The organism is Phenylobacterium sp. (assembly GCF_013911965.1).
In the GTDB taxonomy this organism is placed as follows: domain Bacteria; phylum Pseudomonadota; class Alphaproteobacteria; order Caulobacterales; family Caulobacteraceae; genus Phenylobacterium.
This window is the reverse complement of the sequence record NZ_JACESE010000005.1, coordinates 137,562-152,926: the sequence shown is the minus strand read 5'-3', so window position 1 is coordinate 152,926 and position 15,365 is coordinate 137,562. Positions and strand designations below refer to the sequence as shown.

The 15,365-nt window shown below is 66.1% G+C and carries 14 protein-coding genes; 9 read left to right on the top strand and 5 right to left on the bottom strand.

The genetic code is table 11. The features are described from left to right. The gene (locus tag H2041_RS07095; protein ID WP_293411157.1) at positions 1-1,632 is read left to right on the top strand and encodes a phosphoglucomutase; all 1,632 of its coding nucleotides are present in this window, start codon (positions 1-3) and stop codon (positions 1,630-1,632) included. Between the two features lie 129 nt (positions 1,633-1,761). Here H2041_RS07095 and H2041_RS07090 read toward each other — a convergent pair whose 3' ends face one another. Continuing rightward, entirely contained in the window at positions 1,762-2,415 is a 654-nt protein-coding gene (locus H2041_RS07090) for a sigma-70 family RNA polymerase sigma factor (RefSeq protein WP_257835873.1), read from the bottom strand. Between the two features lie 283 nt (positions 2,416-2,698). On the opposite strand from H2041_RS07090, the gene H2041_RS07085 reads away from it, so the two are divergent. The 3 genes from H2041_RS07085 to H2041_RS07075 all read left to right on the top strand — a co-directional run bounded on the left by H2041_RS07085 (position 2,699) and on the right by H2041_RS07075 (position 5,967). Next, positions 2,699-2,914: a hypothetical protein gene (locus tag H2041_RS07085; protein WP_257817688.1), complete on the top strand. Its 216-nt coding sequence runs from the start codon at positions 2,699-2,701 to the stop codon at positions 2,912-2,914. Between the two features lie 257 nt (positions 2,915-3,171). Next, positions 3,172-5,100: a copper resistance system multicopper oxidase gene (locus H2041_RS07080; RefSeq protein WP_257817689.1), complete on the top strand. Its 1,929-nt coding sequence runs from the start codon at positions 3,172-3,174 to the stop codon at positions 5,098-5,100. A 9-nt stretch (positions 5,101-5,109) separates the two neighbouring features. Beyond that, positions 5,110-5,967, top strand: a complete 858-nt coding sequence (locus tag H2041_RS07075; protein WP_293410936.1) for a copper resistance protein B — start codon at positions 5,110-5,112, stop codon at positions 5,965-5,967. Positions 5,968-6,023: 56 nt separating this feature from the next. Here H2041_RS07075 and H2041_RS07070 read toward each other — a convergent pair whose 3' ends face one another. Continuing rightward, positions 6,024-6,392 carry a DUF1622 domain-containing protein gene (locus H2041_RS07070; protein WP_257817691.1) on the bottom strand — a complete coding sequence of 123 codons (369 nt, stop codon included), beginning with the start codon at positions 6,390-6,392 and terminating at the stop codon, positions 6,024-6,026. Positions 6,393-6,432: 40 nt separating this feature from the next. On the opposite strand from H2041_RS07070, the gene H2041_RS07065 reads away from it, so the two are divergent. Continuing rightward, the gene (locus H2041_RS07065; RefSeq protein ID WP_293410933.1) at positions 6,433-6,804 is read left to right on the top strand and encodes a hypothetical protein; all 372 of its coding nucleotides are present in this window, start codon (positions 6,433-6,435) and stop codon (positions 6,802-6,804) included. Positions 6,805-7,276: 472 nt separating this feature from the next. Here H2041_RS07065 and H2041_RS07060 read toward each other — a convergent pair whose 3' ends face one another. From H2041_RS07060 to adhP, 3 genes are all read right to left on the bottom strand, one after another. Then, a complete protein-coding gene (locus tag H2041_RS07060) occupies positions 7,277-7,711 on the bottom strand; it encodes a four-helix bundle copper-binding protein (protein WP_293396260.1) in 435 nt (144 codons plus the stop codon). A 225-nt stretch (positions 7,712-7,936) separates the two neighbouring features. Continuing rightward, positions 7,937-8,302: a hypothetical protein gene (locus H2041_RS07055; RefSeq protein ID WP_293410929.1), complete on the bottom strand. Its 366-nt coding sequence runs from the start codon at positions 8,300-8,302 to the stop codon at positions 7,937-7,939. Between the two features lie 252 nt (positions 8,303-8,554). Further along, a complete protein-coding gene (gene adhP / locus H2041_RS07050) occupies positions 8,555-9,580 on the bottom strand; it encodes an alcohol dehydrogenase AdhP (protein ID WP_293410926.1) in 1,026 nt (341 codons plus the stop codon). A 204-nt stretch (positions 9,581-9,784) separates the two neighbouring features. Here adhP and H2041_RS07045 point away from each other — a divergent pair, with 204 nt between their 5' ends. The 4 genes from H2041_RS07045 (at position 9,785) to tal (ending at position 15,356) form a co-directional block, all read left to right on the top strand. Further along, positions 9,785-11,305 carry an aldehyde dehydrogenase family protein gene (locus tag H2041_RS07045; RefSeq protein WP_293410924.1) on the top strand — a complete coding sequence of 507 codons (1,521 nt, stop codon included), beginning with the start codon at positions 9,785-9,787 and terminating at the stop codon, positions 11,303-11,305. 99 nt (positions 11,306-11,404) lie between these two features. Then, entirely contained in the window at positions 11,405-11,740 is a 336-nt protein-coding gene (locus H2041_RS07040) for a hypothetical protein (protein ID WP_257835865.1), read from the top strand. A gap of 332 nt (positions 11,741-12,072) precedes the next feature. After that, complete coding sequence (gene tkt, locus H2041_RS07035; protein WP_293410921.1) at positions 12,073-14,163, top strand: transketolase; 2,091 nt, start codon at positions 12,073-12,075, stop codon at positions 14,161-14,163. Then, positions 14,160-15,356, top strand: a complete 1,197-nt coding sequence (tal, locus tag H2041_RS07030) for a transaldolase (RefSeq protein ID WP_293410918.1) — start codon at positions 14,160-14,162, stop codon at positions 15,354-15,356. The genes tkt and tal overlap by 4 nt, the downstream gene beginning before the upstream one ends. The last annotated feature ends 9 nt before the right edge of the window (positions 15,357-15,365 follow it).

Here is a 15,365-nt window from a genome sequence, read left to right as displayed (position 1 = left end):
ATTCCCGGGCAGGACGCCCCGTCGAAGGCGGATCTGATCGATGTCTCCAAGCTCATCGACGCCTACACGGCGGTCCGCCCCGACCCGACAGATCCGTCCCAAGGCGTCGCCTTCGGGACCTCCGGCCATCGCGGCTCGGCGCTCGCTGGGACCTTCAATGAGGCGCATGTCGTGGCGATCTGCGCCGCCGTCTGTCGTCACCGCAAAGCCGCGAGCGTCCGTGGACCGCTGTTCCTGGCCGGCGACACCCACGCGCTCTCGAAGCCCGCGCTCAGGACGGCCGTTGAGGTCTTCGTCGCCGCCGGCGTTACGGTGATGCTCGACACCCGGGACGGCTACACGCCGACGCCTGCGGTGTCGCACGCCATCCTGCACTACAATAGGGGGCGCACCTCAGGGCTGGCGGACGGGATCATTCTCACGCCGTCTCACAATCCGCCCCAGGATGGCGGCTTGAAGTACAATCCGCCGCACGGCGGGCCAGCCGAACCCCGGATCACCGAGGCGATCGAGCGGCTCGCCAACGCTGCCCTTCCTACGGCGTTGCGGGACGTTCCGCGCGTTCCTTATGCCCGCGCGGCTCGGTCTTCGCGTGCGGCGCGTTACGACTATCGGACTGCCTTCATCGCCGAGTTGCCTCAGGTGGTGGACCTTGGAGCGATCCGCGCCGCTGGGGTGCGTATTGGGATCGATCCCTTGGGCGGGGCCAGCGCCGAGTACTGGCCTCTGGTCCTGGAGACTTACGGGCTGCAGGGCTCCGTCGTCAGCGAAGTCGTGGATCCGCGGTTCGCCTTCATGACCGCTGACCATGACGGCGAGACTCGTATGGATTGCTCCTCGCCCTATGCGATGGCCCGGCTGGTCGACCTGCGGGCGCGCTTCGACATTGCGTTCGGCAACGACCCGGACGCCGACCGGCACGGTGTGGTGACGCCTTCGGGTGGTCTGATGGAGCCGAACCGTTACTTGGCCGCAGCGGTCGCCTACCTGTTTGAACACCGTCCCACTTGGCCTGGGGGGCTAGCGATCGGCAAGACCATGGTCACAAGCGCCCTCATCGACAGGCTTGCCGCCAGACTCCGGCGGCCGCTGGTTGAGACGCCGGTGGGATTTCGCTGGTTCGTCGATGGACTTTCCGACGGCGCCCTGGGCTTCGCGGGCGAGGAGAGTGCGGGCGCGGTGTTCCGAAGGCTCGACGGGTCGCTTTGGACAACGGAGAAGGACGGTTTCAGCCTCGGGCTTCTGGCCGCTGAAATCCTTGCGCGAACCGGCCAGGACCCCAGCATGGTCTACACGTCGGTGGCCGACGCAATCGGGCCCTCCTACTATGAACGTCTAGATGCCCCAGCCACACCGCAGCAAAAAGCCTGGCTGCGGGGCCTCAGACCGCAGGATCTGCAACTTGCTGAGCTCGGCGGCGAGCCCGTGTTGTCGGTAGAGATCGCCAGCCCCCGCGGCGAGCCGTTCGGCGGCGTGAAGGTTAAGGCCAAGAGCGGGTGGTTCGCCGCCCGCCCGTCAGGGACCGAGCCCCTCAACAAGATTTATGCGGAGAGTTTCGTCGATCCGCATCACCTAGCGGTTATCCAGGGCGACGCCCAGCAGGCCCTGGCTAGCTCGAGCGGTGGGCGCTGAATCCAAGAAACGACCCCCTTAGATTCCTACTGGAGCGGAGAAGATCGTAGCCGCTAGGAAGCCATCTGCTTGGTGAGCGCGCCGCATTGACAGAACATCGTCCCTTATGTCGTGGCCCGTGCCTGCGGCTTAGCCCGCGGCCGCCTGCCGCGCGCGGATCAGACGGATCCGCTCACCCTCATCGCACCGGCAATCGAGGAATCCGTGTTGTGGACAGGTCAGGCAGATCTCCTCGAGCCTCGCCCGCAGCGCCCTACGCCCGCGGTGGAGACGCACGTTGACGTTGTTGAGCGTCAGCCCAAGCGACGCGGCGACCCGGTCGCGGGGCTCGTCGAGTAGATCGACCCGCCAGATCAGTTCGCTGTATTCGGGCTTTAGGGTCGGGAGCAGACGATAGAGACAGAAGCAGACGGCCGCTTCGATTTCAGGGTCCGGCGCGACGGCGAGCGCCTCAAGGTCAGCCGGGTCGCGCGGAGAGTCTTTTCGACGGGCCGCGCGCCGGTAGTGATCGACCAGCGTCGTCGCCAGAACCCGGCTGAGCCAGCCACGAACGGACTGCACGTCCCGGAGGTGCTTGGAGCGATCCAACGCGCGGGCGATGAACTCCTGCAGCACGTCCTCCGCGTCATGTGGGTTCCCCAGCCGGCGACGCAGGAAGGTCAGAAAATCGCGATGACACTCGACGAGCTCGCGCCGGACGGCCGCGTCAGCAGCCGTCACCGCTGACAGGTTCTCATCGGGGTCGGATTCGGCGGCGGGAGAATGATCGGGACGGGAGCTCATGGCAGGTTCCTGATTGCTCCTGTTTTGCCTCGCCTTGACATGGCTCAGGCCTGGCGACGCGAATAGCGACTAGCTGAAGGACGCTAACGCTCCGGACAGTGAGCGACTCCTGCAGCCAGGACGCGCTCTCGAAGACGCTTGATCGCCCTCATTGTTACATCCCGCCAGAGCCGAGATAACGGGCAATCGTGCCGCGCGCTGTAAGGCGCGCCAGGCTCTCGCGTCATAAGAATGCGTCCGCGTCATCACTGGTCGCGAACGCAGCCATTGAGGGAGGCCAGCCATGGCGGAACCTGACACGACGAGCGGCCGGGATCGCGGACCGATTACCTTTGAAGTGGTCAAGGAAGCCTACGGCTGGGCGGTTCGGCGCGATCACCAGATGATGACGCCATGCTGGTGCAAGGCGGTCGCTGTCGATCAGGCCCAAAGGATGGTCGATGTGCTCCGCCAGCATGGCGAGCGCGCGGAGATGCGCGTGAGCGATACCGAGGAATAGATGCTGGAACTCAAGTAAGAGAGGGCTTTCACCGGTCACAATTTGAGTCCGTAGACGGCGCGGTGGCCCTGTGACGGCAGTGGCCGTCTCGATCTCCATCGGGCCGTTGTAGCGGACAGGTTGGCGAACAGTCCGTTGTCCGTCGTTCTGATCGCGCGGTCGCGCCCTCGAGGAGCGGCGACGCCGATAGCCCGTAGGCTTGTAACGTAACGCGCGCCGCCGCGTCTGATCAGCGCCGGGAGCGGCGAGGAGGGGCTATGTTCGGTTCGCGTGAACTCATCAGTCGCCGCGCTGTGCTGGCGGCCGGCGGGGGTCTGGGGCTCTCCGCCGCACTTGCACGTGCGGCGCCGGCCTACGCTCGGACCAGCGTCGTCCAGGCGGCGCTCGCTCCTGTCGCGGGAACGAGGGGCCAGCGCGCTCTAGACCTTGAGATCGGTCACTTCCAGCTGATGGTCGGAGATCGCCCCGGCCGCGCCATGGCCATCAACCAGACGATCCCAGGCCCGCTGCTGCGTTTTCGGGAGGGTGAGGAAGCCGTCCTGCGGGTCACAAACCGACTCGAGGAAATTGCGTCCATCCATTGGCATGGGATCATCCTGCCGCCCGCGATGGATGGCGTCCCCGGTGTGAGTTTCGGTGGCATCGCGCCGGGCGAAACCTTCACCTATCGCTTCCCGCTGCTGCAAAGCGGCACGTACTGGTGCCACAGCCATTCCGGGGGACAGGAATTGCTGGGCGTCTACGCCCCGTTCATCATCGACCCTGCCGCCCCTGAGCCGTTCGCCTACGAGCGCGACTATGTCGTGATGCTGTCGGACTGGAGCTTCGAGCCGCCGGAGCAAATCATCAAGAACCTCAAGAAGCAGGCGGGGTACTACAACTACCAAAAGCGGACGGTCGCGGACCTGTTTCGGGATGCCGCGCGCGATGGTTGGCCAGCGACCCTTAGGGAGAGATTGAGTTGGACCAAGATGCGCATGGACCCGACAGACTTCGCCGATGTCACCGGCTACACCTACACCTATCTCGTCAATGGCCTGACAGCGAACGCGAACTGGACTGGCCTATTCACCCGCGGCGAGCGCGTGCGGCTTCGGTTCATCGCTGCCGGCGCCATGACTTATTTCGACATCCGCATCCCGGGCCTGAAGATGACTGTGGTCCAGGCGGACGGGCAGAATGTCCAGCCCGTCGACGTGGACGAGTTCCGGATAGGGCCGGGCGAGACTTTCGATGTCATCGTCACGCCTGATGACCAGGCCTACACCCTGTTCGCAGAGGCGATGGACCGCAGTGGCTTTGCGCGCGGCACGCTCGCGCCGCGCGCCGGAATGACAGCGCCCATCCCACCCCGTCGCAAGAGGCCGCTGCGCACCATGGCCGACATGGGCATGGACATGTCGGGAATGGAGATGTCCGGCGACATGGCGGGCATGCCCGGCATGTCCAATGCGACGGCGTCCCCCAAGGCTCCCGTCATGGGCATAGCTGGGCACGCGGCGGGCGACATAGCCGCCGTGGAACGTAATCGTGCGGCGGTCGAGTCTCAGGTCACGAGCGCCCACGCCCATGGCGCGGTGGCGGCGAACGGGGCCTCCAGCGCCATGGCGCACATGGGAACGCCGCTCGCCGCCAAGCCAGGCGTGGCGCCCACGTTCATCCATGGGCCCGACACGCATGGCGTCGGGAACTCATCCGTAGCGATGGTGGCGCGCAGCCGCCTCCACGAACCGGGCTCCGGCTTCGACGATCCCGCGGCGCGGGTGCTGGTCTACGCCGACCTGCGAAGCGTGACGCCGCAGGAGGACCAGCGCACGCCCACACGCGAGATCGAGCTGCACATCACAGGCAACATGGAACGCTACATGTGGTCCTTTGATGGAAAGAAGTACTCGGAGGCCCGCGCGCCCATCCCCTTTGCCTACGGCGAGCGCCTGCGCCTGGTGCTGGTCAACGACACCATGATGGAGCACCCCATCCACCTGCACGGCATGTGGATGGAGCTCGAGAACGGTGCGGGCGCCCATCAACCTCGCAAGCACACCGTCAGCGTCAAGCCAGCCGAGCGGCTAACCGTCGCCATCACCGCCGACGCGCCCGGCCAATGGGCCATGCATTGCCACCTCCTGCTGCATATGGAGATGGGGATGTTCCGCGTCATCGAAGTCTCTTCGCCCCCTCAGTAGGAGATCCCGATGCGCTCGGCCGCTCTTGCCATCGCCTTCCTGGCAGCCCCTGCCGTTGTTCACGCGCAGGAGGCGCCCTCTTTGCCCGGCGCCGGCATGCCCTCCGGAATGGCTATGTCGCCTGCCGCCAATCGTGCGGCGCCCGCCGCTTCGGATCGAGGTCCCGAGACGCTGCCCAATCTCGCTGAGCGCGAAGGATGGCCACAGCCCACGGCCGACAGCGCCAACTACGGATACTTCCTCGCCGACCTCGTAGAGTACCGAGAGAGCGACGACCCGGGCGTTATCCGCTGGGACGTCTTCGGCTGGTATGGAGGCGACGTGAAGCGCCTGTGGGTCAAGAGCGAGGGCGCGCAGAGCACGTCCAAACGGGCTGACAGCGAGCAAGAGGCCCAGTTGCTCTACGGTCAGCTCATCGCCCCGTTCTTCGATTTCCAAGCCGGCGTGCGATACGCGCGACGCTCGGGGCCAGGTCCAGACCGGTCCCGCGTCTACGGCGTCATCGGCGTGCAAGGATTGGCGCCCTACCGTTACGAACTGGAGCCGGCGTTGTTCGTCAGCCAGGATGGCAAGGTCTCGGCCCGAGTGACCGCCTCCTATGACGTATTGCTGAGCCAGCGCCTGATCCTTCAGCCCCGCATTGAGGCAAACGCCGCGCTCCAGGCAGATCGGAGCTTCGGCGTCGGCGAGGGCCTCAACGACACAGAGATCGGCGCCCGCCTTCGCTACGAGCTGCGCCGTGAGCTGGCCCCGTATGCCGGCGTCTCCTGGCGACAGACCTACGGAAGCACCAAGAGAATGGCGCGCGCCGAGGGCGAGCCCCCGAGCAACCTGTCCGTCGTCGTGGGGGTCCGGGCGTGGTTTTGAGCCACTCAGCCGCCCGGTCCCCTCGTGGCCGTTCGTCGGGCGCCTTGAGGCGGGTCTTAGCCCTTCCTGCGTTCAGCGGCGTCGATTTCGCGCTGGATGAAAAAGTTCAACGCCGTTCGCAACGTTGCGACCGCGGCGAGCTGGCCGATCTCGGTCCATGTCGGCGCGACCGCGGTTCGCATCACATCCGCCGCCAACAGGAACTCAAGGCCCAAGGCCAAAGAGCGGGCGAGCCGGAGACGGGGCCCCTCGCCAGGGCAATCTGCCTCCGCGTTCCGCTTCCAAGTGCGTTCCAAGGTTCGCCAAAGCGCACCGAGAACCGCTACGGCGATGACAGCTACGGCAATAGCATCCGTGAACAGCGCCATCGTCACCGTAGCGTGCTGCAGCCAGCCAGCCAATGGCTCGACAAACGCCATGCTCATCAGCTCGTCCCCCACTGTTCAAACCCCGAAGGAGAAACAAATGACTACTATATCTAAACTTTGCCGCTCCGCTGCTCTTTTGACCTCGTCGGTCGCCGCTCTCGCGATCACCGGCTGCAACCAGAAGACGGACGAGGCCCCCGCAGCCGCTGTGGACGCGGCAGCTGTGGCCACCGACACCACAACGCCCGCTACGGCGGCGGCGCATGGCGAGACCGAGGCTGAAACGCGCGCCCAGGGCCACAAGGAAGGCATGCAAATGGAGCGAGACGCGCACGCCCAAGGCATGGGTATGCAGAAAGACGCCCAGGGCTCAGGCATGTCGTCTGGCGCCAGCTCGCCGCCGATGAAGGATGACAGCATGCCGATGCCCCCGGCCAAGGCCGACCCGCCGATGAAAGATCATATGTAAGCGCTGCGGTTCGCAGAGGATAACGGGTCGCGCCGACCCAAGGCGGCGCGACCCGTTCACCGTCCGACACATTCCTCGGGGTCCAGTGCGGGCGTTCAGATGCGCCGACCTGGCGCGCCTGAAGCACCGACTTGAAGGCGATGTAGCCGGGTGGCGAATGAGCATGAGCACGCTCGGGTAGTGATCCACGTCAACTCGGCATCCTCAGCAATTATTAGACGCCGCGCCGGCTCCATGCGCCCGAGCCCGGAGTGAGAGGGCATGCTGGAGCTGAAGCCATAGCCGTGAATGGCGGAGTGTGCCGGCCGACTGGGGATAGGTAGGTCCGTGTGGCGGCTCGGAAACAACGGGCAACCGCCCCAGTTGCGGGGGTTACCGTTCCGGTCCGGTGTGGCTTTCAACGAAGCGCCGCTCTGCGGCTGCGCAACCGCTATCAGCGCAACAGGAACCCGCCGACGGAGGCAGCGCCCACCTACATCTCCATGGCCATGTGCCGGCATGCCGCGCCGCACTCCCGGCACGTCGCCGCGCATCGGGTGAGCACCGCGTCGTTCTTGAAGGCGTCGCAAGCCTGAGCGCACGCTTCACAGAGGTCGGCGCAGGCGCGACAGAGAAGGGTGTGCGTCGGCGCACCCCGGAGCATCGAATTGGCCGTGGTCTGGCAGAGCTCCGCGCAGTCCTGCAGCAGCGCCACGAGCTGCGCCGGCGCGCGCAGTTGCGGCTGTCCCATCACATGGCGAGCGCTCGTCAGACAGCTCCGATGCGAGGCGATGCAGAGCGCGACACAATCATCCATCGACATCCCATCACGATTGGGAGGAGGGGCTTGCGCGGCGGCGGGCATGGCGGCTGCGGCCCCGGCGAGGGTAAGGCCGGCCAAGAGTTCTCTGCGGTCGCGCAATTGCATCTCCGTTCTGCTATGTTTGAGGGCTTGATGCCGGGCTGTCCGTCGGACGGGTCTCTCTGGTGTCGATGATAACCTTGAGGGGCGGGGTTTCGACCGCTCGGCGGTAGGTGTCGGAGACGTCCACGCCCCCGATCGCAACAGTCGCGCCGGGAGCCACTTTGCCGTTGGGCACCGCGGTGGCCCGTGCGACCGGAGAGCGAGTTCCGCCGTCCCGCGTAGCGTTCGCTAGGGAGCTTTCAGTTCGACCAGATCGAACTTCCTGGCTTGGCCGTTGACCACGGTCGCCTCGGCAAAGTGCTCGTCTATAACTCGGTCGATGCGGACCGCACCGACATCATCGCGGCGCGGGACAGGCGGAGCACCTTTCGACACCCCCGGCGTTCCGATGAATCGGACGACCGTAAGGACCTGTCCCGGTTTGGCCCCTTCGGCGCGCCCAACGCAAAGGATCACCGCCTGACCCTGCATCTCCACGACCTGCCCGCGCATTATGTACCGGTGCCAGACCTCTGCTGTGGCGGAAGAGCCCAGCACAGGCAGGAGCGCAAAAAAGGCCGAGAGGCCGAGGGCCCGTCCAATTGTCCTGTTCACATCGAATCTCCTTGTCCTCTCCACGAGCCCAGACCTGCAGCCGGCCGAGGCCTGGAGGGCTCCCTAAACCCGGCGCGACCGCACTCGGTCCGCACGACGCACCGCGGTTGATGTCCATTCAGACGCAACCCGTCGCGTCACGATTACATCGTCGCGACTGGAGGGGCCAATCGGCCCTTCTGGTCGTGCCGCAACGGCGGAGCCGGCCCGGACGCCTCACCCGCCCCGCCGCGCTTTAGATGAGTCTAGCGGCTACTCCAGGCTCAAGACTACGCGCCCATCGATCGCGCCGCGTTCCATGCGTTCGAAGACTTCGTTGATGTTCTCGAGCCGGTCCCAGGAGAAGTGCGCGGCGACCTTGCCTTCGCCCCCGAACTCGAGCGCCTCTTCCAGATCCTGTCGCGTTCCGACAATCGAGCCCCGGACGGTGATCCGCTTGAGCACCGTGTCGAAGATCGGCATGGCGAACTTGCCGGGCGGCAGGCCGATCATGGCCATGGTCCCATGCGGCCGCAGCGCCCCGAAGGCCTGCTCGAAGGCCGCCGGCGAAACGGCCGTGACAAGCACCCCGTGAACCCCGCCGATCTGCTTCTGGATCTCGGCCACGGGGTCGGTGTCCCGGCCGTGCAGCGTGAGGTCTGCGCCCAGCTGCTTGGCCAACGCCAGCTTTTCGGGATGGATGTCGATCGCCGCGACGTGCATGCCCATGGCCTTCGCGTACTGAACCGCCAAGTGTCCCAGCCCGCCGATCCCCGAGATCGCGACCCACTGCCCGGGTTTCACCTCCGTCTCCTTGAGGCCTTTGTAGACGGTGACCCCGGCGCAGAGCAGCGGCGCTGCGGCGCCCCAATCCAGGGTGTCGGGCAAGCGCCCTACATAATTGGGATCCGCCACCGCGTATTCGGCGAAGCTGCCGTTCACGGAATAGCCGGTGTTCTTCTGAGAGCCGCAGAGGGTCTCCCAGCCGGTGCGGCAGTGGGGGCAGTAGCCGCACGCGGTATGCAGCCAGGGCACGCCGACGCGGTCGCCCTCCCGCACCCGCTGCACGTTGGCGCCGACCCCGACCACCACACCCACGCCCTCGTGGCCGGGGATGAACGGTGGGTTCGGCTTCACCGGCCAGTCGCCCTTGGCGGCGTGCAGGTCGGTGTGACAGACGCCGGTGGCAGCCAGGCGCACGAGAACCTGATCGGGTCCCGGCGTCGGAATGGGGACCTCCTCGATCGCTAGAGGCCTGCCGAACTCCCGCACGACTGCGGCTTTCATCATCGTCGCCATGGGTCTGCTTTCCTCTCCTGGCCGTGCATCCCTCGTAATGATCTGGCCGAAGGTTGCCTTTGATCCCTGTCAAGGCGACGCGCCTCCCGTGCAGAAAGAGTATCCAGTGGGTCCGATACGGGCTCATCTCTGAACTGGCGACATTCCGCCAGGGCAGGGCCGTTGCGAGCACTTCGGCTCGCGTGCGAATACAAGGAGAGCCCCTTGTTCCAGAGCGCCATTCAGTCCGTGCGGACCCTGGGCAAGGTCCCCGCCCGCTACGGCAACTTCATCGGGGGGCACTGGTCGCCGCCTCTGAGGGGGCAGTATTTCACCGACCACAGCCCGATCAACGGCGCGCGGATCGCGGAGTTCGCGCAGTCGACGGTTGAGGACGTCGAGGCGGCGCTGGACGCGGCGCACGTGGCCAAGGCGGGCTGGGCGCGGCTGTCGCCCAGCGAGCGGTCGCGGATGCTCAACAAGATCGCTGACCGGCTGGAGGAGAACCTCGAACTCTTCGCGCTCGCCGAGACGATCGATAACGGCAAGCCGATCCGCGAGACGCGCGGCGCCGACGTGCCCCTTGCGGTCGATCACTTCCGCTACTTCGCAGGCTGTATCCGCAGCGAAGAAGGCTCGATCTCGACAATCGACGAACAAACGATCGCCTACCACTTCAAGGAACCCCTTGGCGTGGTCGGCCAGATCATCCCCTGGAACTTCCCGCTACTCATGGCCGCCTGGAAGCTCGCCCCGGCGCTGGCAGCGGGCAACTGCACTGTGATCAAGCCCGCTTCCCAGACGCCGCTCACGCTGATGCTGTTCGCCGAGCTGACCGCCGACATCCTGCCGCCCGGCGTGCTGAATGTGGTGACCGGGCCGGGCGGCACCGTCGGCCGGGCGATCGCCGCCAACCCGCGGATCGCCAAGGTCGCCTTCACCGGCGAGACCACGACGGGACGGCAGATCATGCAGGCGGCTGCCGAACACCTGATCCCGCAAACCCTGGAGCTTGGCGGCAAGTCTCCGAACATCTTCATGCCCGACGTCATGGCCGCCGACGACAGCTTCCTCGACAAGGCCGTGGAGGGCCTAGCCCTCTTCGCCTTCAACAAGGGTGAGGTCTGCACCTGCCCGTCGCGCGCCCTGGTGCACGAATCTATCTTCGACGCCTTCATGGAACGCGCGATCAGCCGCGTCGCCAGCATCAAGGTCGGCGACCCCCTGGTGCCGACCACCCAGATGGGCGCCCAGGCCTCGGAAGCTCAGCTCACCAAGATTCTGGACTACATCGAGATCGGCAAGCAGGAGGGCGCGCAGTGCCTCACCGGAGGTGAGCGTGCGCTGCCGGGCGGCGAGCTCGACGCGGGTTACTTTGTGCAGCCGACCGTGTTCGTGGGCGAGAACCACATGCGGATCTTCCAGGAGGAAATCTTCGGCCCGGTTCTGGCGGTGGCCCGCTTCAGCTCGCCGGAAGAGGCGGTGCGGCTCGCCAACGACACCCCTTACGGCCTGGGCGCCGGCGTCTGGTCCCGCGACGGCGGGACCGCATACCGGATGGGACGGGCGATCGAAGCCGGTCGGGTGTGGACAAACTGCTACCATGTCTACCCGGCGCATGCCGCCTTTGGCGGTTACAAGGCCTCAGGCTTCGGGCGGGAGAACCACAAGATGATGCTGGCCCACTACCAGCAGACCAAGAACCTGCTCGTCAGCTACGACGATCAACCCCGCGGGCTGTTCTAGGGAGCAGAAAACACTGCAAGAGCGCCTCCCGCCGCCGGTGCGCGTAATGATAGGGCGTCGCGAGCGTCCTTACCAGCAAGCCTGATCTGGAGCCAAACCATGAAGTCTCTCATCATTACGATCACCGCCGCTTCGGCCCTGTTCGCAGCCAGCTACGCCCTGGCGGACGGGCCGCCCGCGAAGACCCCGCCTCCCACCGCCACAGCGGCGCAACATGAAATGTGCGGCAGGATGAAGGGCGGCCAGATGCCTGCCGGCAAAGGTCAGATGGGCGCCATGAAGGGGGCGGACGGCAAGCCTATGGCCAAGGCGGACATGGACAAGATGCACAAGATGTGCGGCGAGATGATGGGCCACGGCGGAATGGCCCAGCCGAAGTCCGGATCCCATCCGCCGGCGCCGAAGAGCGACGCACCGAAAGCTCACGAACACTAGTTCCCTCAGGCGGCGTAGGGTCCGCTGGCGCCGGCCAGCCGAGGCATTGGCGACTAAGCGATGATTAGCGTCATGAGCACGCGGCTCCAACGCTTGTCGCGGGCTCGGCCTTGGCTGTTCCCTGTGACCGCCCTCTACGACAGAAGGCAGGAGGTGCGCGTGGCTGCGGCTGACCCCGACCACCATTGTCTGTGCCGACCTTCGGTAGCCCACATTGCGGCGCCAAGCTGTCGAAACATGCCTCACCCGGCCCCCTCACCGGTCATGCTCAGAAAGGCTGGCCGGTTCCTGGCGTCTGGCGCGCAATCGGGCAGGGCTGGAGAAGGTGGCCGATGATCGACCAGGCGCCTGGGTCCGCCGCTTCGCCAAGGGCGGGAACGCCCGAGAGGCTCGCGATCGACACGATCCGCACGCTGGCGATGGATGCTGTGCAGAAGGCGAATTCGGGCCATCCGGGCACGCCGATGGCGCTGGCCCCGGTGGCCTACACCCTGTGGCGAGACTTCCTGCGCTACGATCCGGACACGCCCGATTGGCCGAACCGCGATCGCTACGTTCTGTCGGTCGGTCATGCCTCGATGCTCCTCTATGCGGTCTTGCACCTGGCCGGGGTCAAGGAGGTCAACGCCGACGGGAAGCGAACTGGAAAGCCCGCGGTCAGCTTGGAGGATATCAAGCAGTTCCGGCAGTTCGGCTCGAAGACGCCCGGCCATCCCGAGTACCGGATCACCACGGGCGTCGAGACGACCACTGGTCCCCTGGGCCAAGGCTGCGGAAACTCCGTCGGCATGGCGATTGCGGAGCGTGCGCTGGCCTCGCGTTTCAACCGCGACGGCTTCGTCCTGTTCGACCACGACGTCTATGTGCTGTGTGGCGACGGCGACATGATGGAGGGCGTCTCTAGCGAGGCGGCGTCGCTCGCCGGCCACCTGGCGCTCTCGAACCTGTGCTGGATCTACGACAGCAATCGTATCTCGATCGAAGGATCGACCGACCTCGCCTTCACCGAGGATGTCGGCAAACGCTTCGAGGGCTATGGCTGGAACGTCGTCCATGTGGGGGACGCCAACGACACCGCCGCACTCGCAAGCGCGTTTGACGCCTTCAGGGCGACCGACGATAGGCCCACACTGATCGTGGTGCAGTCCGTGATTGGATGGGGGAGCCCAAAGGCCGGCAGCGAGAAAGCGCACGGCGAGCCGCTTGGCGAGGACAACGTCCGCGCGACCAAGACGGTCTATGGATGGCCTGCGGACAGCGAGTTCCTCGTGCCGGAGGGCGTGGCGGAGGCGTTCCAGGCGGCCATTGCGGTCCGCGGCAGGCCGGCGCGGGAGGCCTGGGAGGCGACCCTCGTCCGGTACCGCAATACCTTTCCGAGGGAAGCCGCACAGATCGACCTGCTCCGTGAAGGCAAGCTGCCCGGTGGCTGGCAGGCCGCACTTCCGAGCTTTCCGACAGACGCCATAGGCCTTGCCTCGCGCGACAGTGGCGGCAAGGTGCTTAACGCCATCGCGCCCCACGTCCCGCTGCTCATGGGCGGTTCTGCGGACCTATCGCCCTCGACGAAGACAAAAATGACCTTCGAGGGGGCGGGCTCGTTCGAGCGCGGTGATCCTACGGGCCGCAACCTGCATTTCGGCGTGCGTGAGCATGCGATGGGCTCGATCGCCAACGGCATGGCGCTGTCCTATCTGCGCCCTTGCTGCTCCACCTTCTTGGTTTTCGCCGACTATATGCGCGCACCGATCCGGCTGGCGGCGATCATGGAATTGCCGGTCACCTTCGTGTTCACACACGACAGCATCGGTGTCGGCGAAGACGGTCCAACCCACCAACCGGTTGAACATCTCGCAACACTGCGCGCCATTCCGGGGCTGAACACGATCCGCCCCGGCGACGCCAACGAGGTGGCGGTCGCCTGGAACGTCGCGCTGGAGCAGAGCAACGTGCCGACTGCGCTGGTATTGTCCCGCCAAGCGATCCCCACGCTGGACCGTGCCAGGTATGCGTCGGCCGACGGATTGCAGCGGGGCGGTTACATCCTTGCAGATTGCGAGGGCGGCGATCCCGAGGTCATCCTGATAGGCACTGGTAGCGAACTGCCGCTGGTCGTGGCGGCCCACGAGAAGCTAAGCGCAGAAGGCGTGCGGTCGCGCGTGGTATCCCTGCCAAGTTGGTATCTGTTCGAGCTGCAGGACGATGCCTATCGCAAGCACGTTTTTCCCAACGAGGTACGCGCACGGCTTGCCGTTGAGCAGGCTGGCTCGATCGGCTGGGATCGCTATGTCGGAAGCGACGGCTGCACGATCACGATGAAGACATTCGGAGCCTCGGCCCCGTTGGCCATGCTTCAGGAGCATTACGGCTTCACCATCGAAAATGTCTGCGCCGTCGCGCGTGGCATCATCGGGAAGCACTCATGACCAGTCGTCTGAAGACACTTGGCGAGGCCGGACAAGCGGTCTGGCTCGACTTCATCGATCGCCGGTTCCTGTCCGACGGCGGCCTGCGCAAGCTGGTCGAGGAAGACGGCCTCACCGGCGTCACCTCCAATCCTTCCATCTTCGAGAAGGCGATGGGTCACGGCGATGCCTATGATGCGGGCTTCCAGGCGGCCGCCGGCAGGGCCGACGCGAGCGCGCAGGACCTCTACGAGAGCCAGGCCATCGGCGACGTCAAGGCCGCGGCAGCGGACCTGCGGCGTGTCTACGACAGGCTCTGCGGCAAGGACGGCTATGTCAGCCTTGAGGTTTCGCCGCGCCTCGCCAACGACGCCGCGGCGACCGTCGAGGAGGCGCGGCGGCTGTGGGCGGCCGTCGACGAGCCCAACCTGATGGTCAAGGTCCCTGGGACAAAGGCCGGCGTAACCGCCCTGCGGGTGCTGGTCGAGGCAGGGGTCAACGTCAACATCACCTTGCTGTTTTCGCTCGGCGCCTACCAGGCGGTCGCGGACACCTACATGGCCGGGCTCGAGGCGCGCGCGGCGCGGGGCGAGCCGATCGACCGGATCGCCAGCGTGGCCAGCTTCTTCGTCAGCCGGATCGACGCGCAGATCGACCAGGCCATCGATGCACGGCTTGCGGCAAACGATCCGCAGAGCGCCGACCTCGCGGCGATCCGCGGCAAGGTGGCCATCGCCAACGCCAAGCTCGCCTACGCCTGGTTTCGAACTTTGCTCTCCAGCGAGCGCTGGCAGGCGCTGGCCGCGAAGGGCGCGAGGCCCCAGCGGCTGCTGTGGGCGTCCACGGGCGTCAGGGACCCGGCCTATCCGGACACCCTCTATGTTGACGCTCTCGTCGGGCCGAACACTGTGACCACCCTGCCGCCCAAGACCCTGGATGCGTTCCGCGATCACGGCGCGGTCGGCCCCACGCTCACCGAGGACATCGAGGGCGCGCGACGCGTGCTCTCGGAGGCGGCCCGCCTAGGCCTCGACCTGGACGCCGTCACCCGTGGCCTCGTTGAAGAGGGCATAACGCTGTTCGCGGAGGCCACGGATGCCCTGCTCGGCGCAGTCGACGCCAAGCGCGCGACGCTTCTCGGCGATCGCCAGAGGGCGACGGACGCGCCCCCAGCGAACAGCCCGCAGACGGCCCCTGCCACACCTACCCAATGAGGAAAACAG

What these genes read in the sequence shown, in the direction of transcription:
- H2041_RS07040 (WP_257835865.1), top strand. Translation starts at nt 11,405, where the DNA reads ATGAAGTCTCTCATCATTACGATCACCGCCGCTTCGGCCCTGTTCGCA.
- H2041_RS07060 (WP_293396260.1), bottom strand. Translation starts at nt 7,711, where the DNA reads ATGCAATTGCGCGACCGCAGAGAACTCTTGGCCGGCCTTACCCTCGCC.
- tkt (WP_293410921.1), top strand. Translation starts at nt 12,073, where the DNA reads ATGATCGACCAGGCGCCTGGGTCCGCCGCTTCGCCAAGGGCGGGAACG.
- H2041_RS07070 (WP_257817691.1), bottom strand. Translation starts at nt 6,392, where the DNA reads ATGAGCATGGCGTTTGTCGAGCCATTGGCTGGCTGGCTGCAGCACGCT.
- tal (WP_293410918.1), top strand. Translation starts at nt 14,160, where the DNA reads ATGACCAGTCGTCTGAAGACACTTGGCGAGGCCGGACAAGCGGTCTGG.
- adhP (WP_293410926.1), bottom strand. Translation starts at nt 9,580, where the DNA reads ATGGCGACGATGATGAAAGCCGCAGTCGTGCGGGAGTTCGGCAGGCCT.
- H2041_RS07085 (WP_257817688.1), top strand. Translation starts at nt 2,699, where the DNA reads ATGGCGGAACCTGACACGACGAGCGGCCGGGATCGCGGACCGATTACC.
- H2041_RS07065 (WP_293410933.1), top strand. Translation starts at nt 6,433, where the DNA reads ATGACTACTATATCTAAACTTTGCCGCTCCGCTGCTCTTTTGACCTCG.
- H2041_RS07090 (WP_257835873.1), bottom strand. Translation starts at nt 2,415, where the DNA reads ATGAGCTCCCGTCCCGATCATTCTCCCGCCGCCGAATCCGACCCCGAT.
- H2041_RS07075 (WP_293410936.1), top strand. Translation starts at nt 5,110, where the DNA reads ATGCGCTCGGCCGCTCTTGCCATCGCCTTCCTGGCAGCCCCTGCCGTT.
- H2041_RS07080 (WP_257817689.1), top strand. Translation starts at nt 3,172, where the DNA reads ATGTTCGGTTCGCGTGAACTCATCAGTCGCCGCGCTGTGCTGGCGGCC.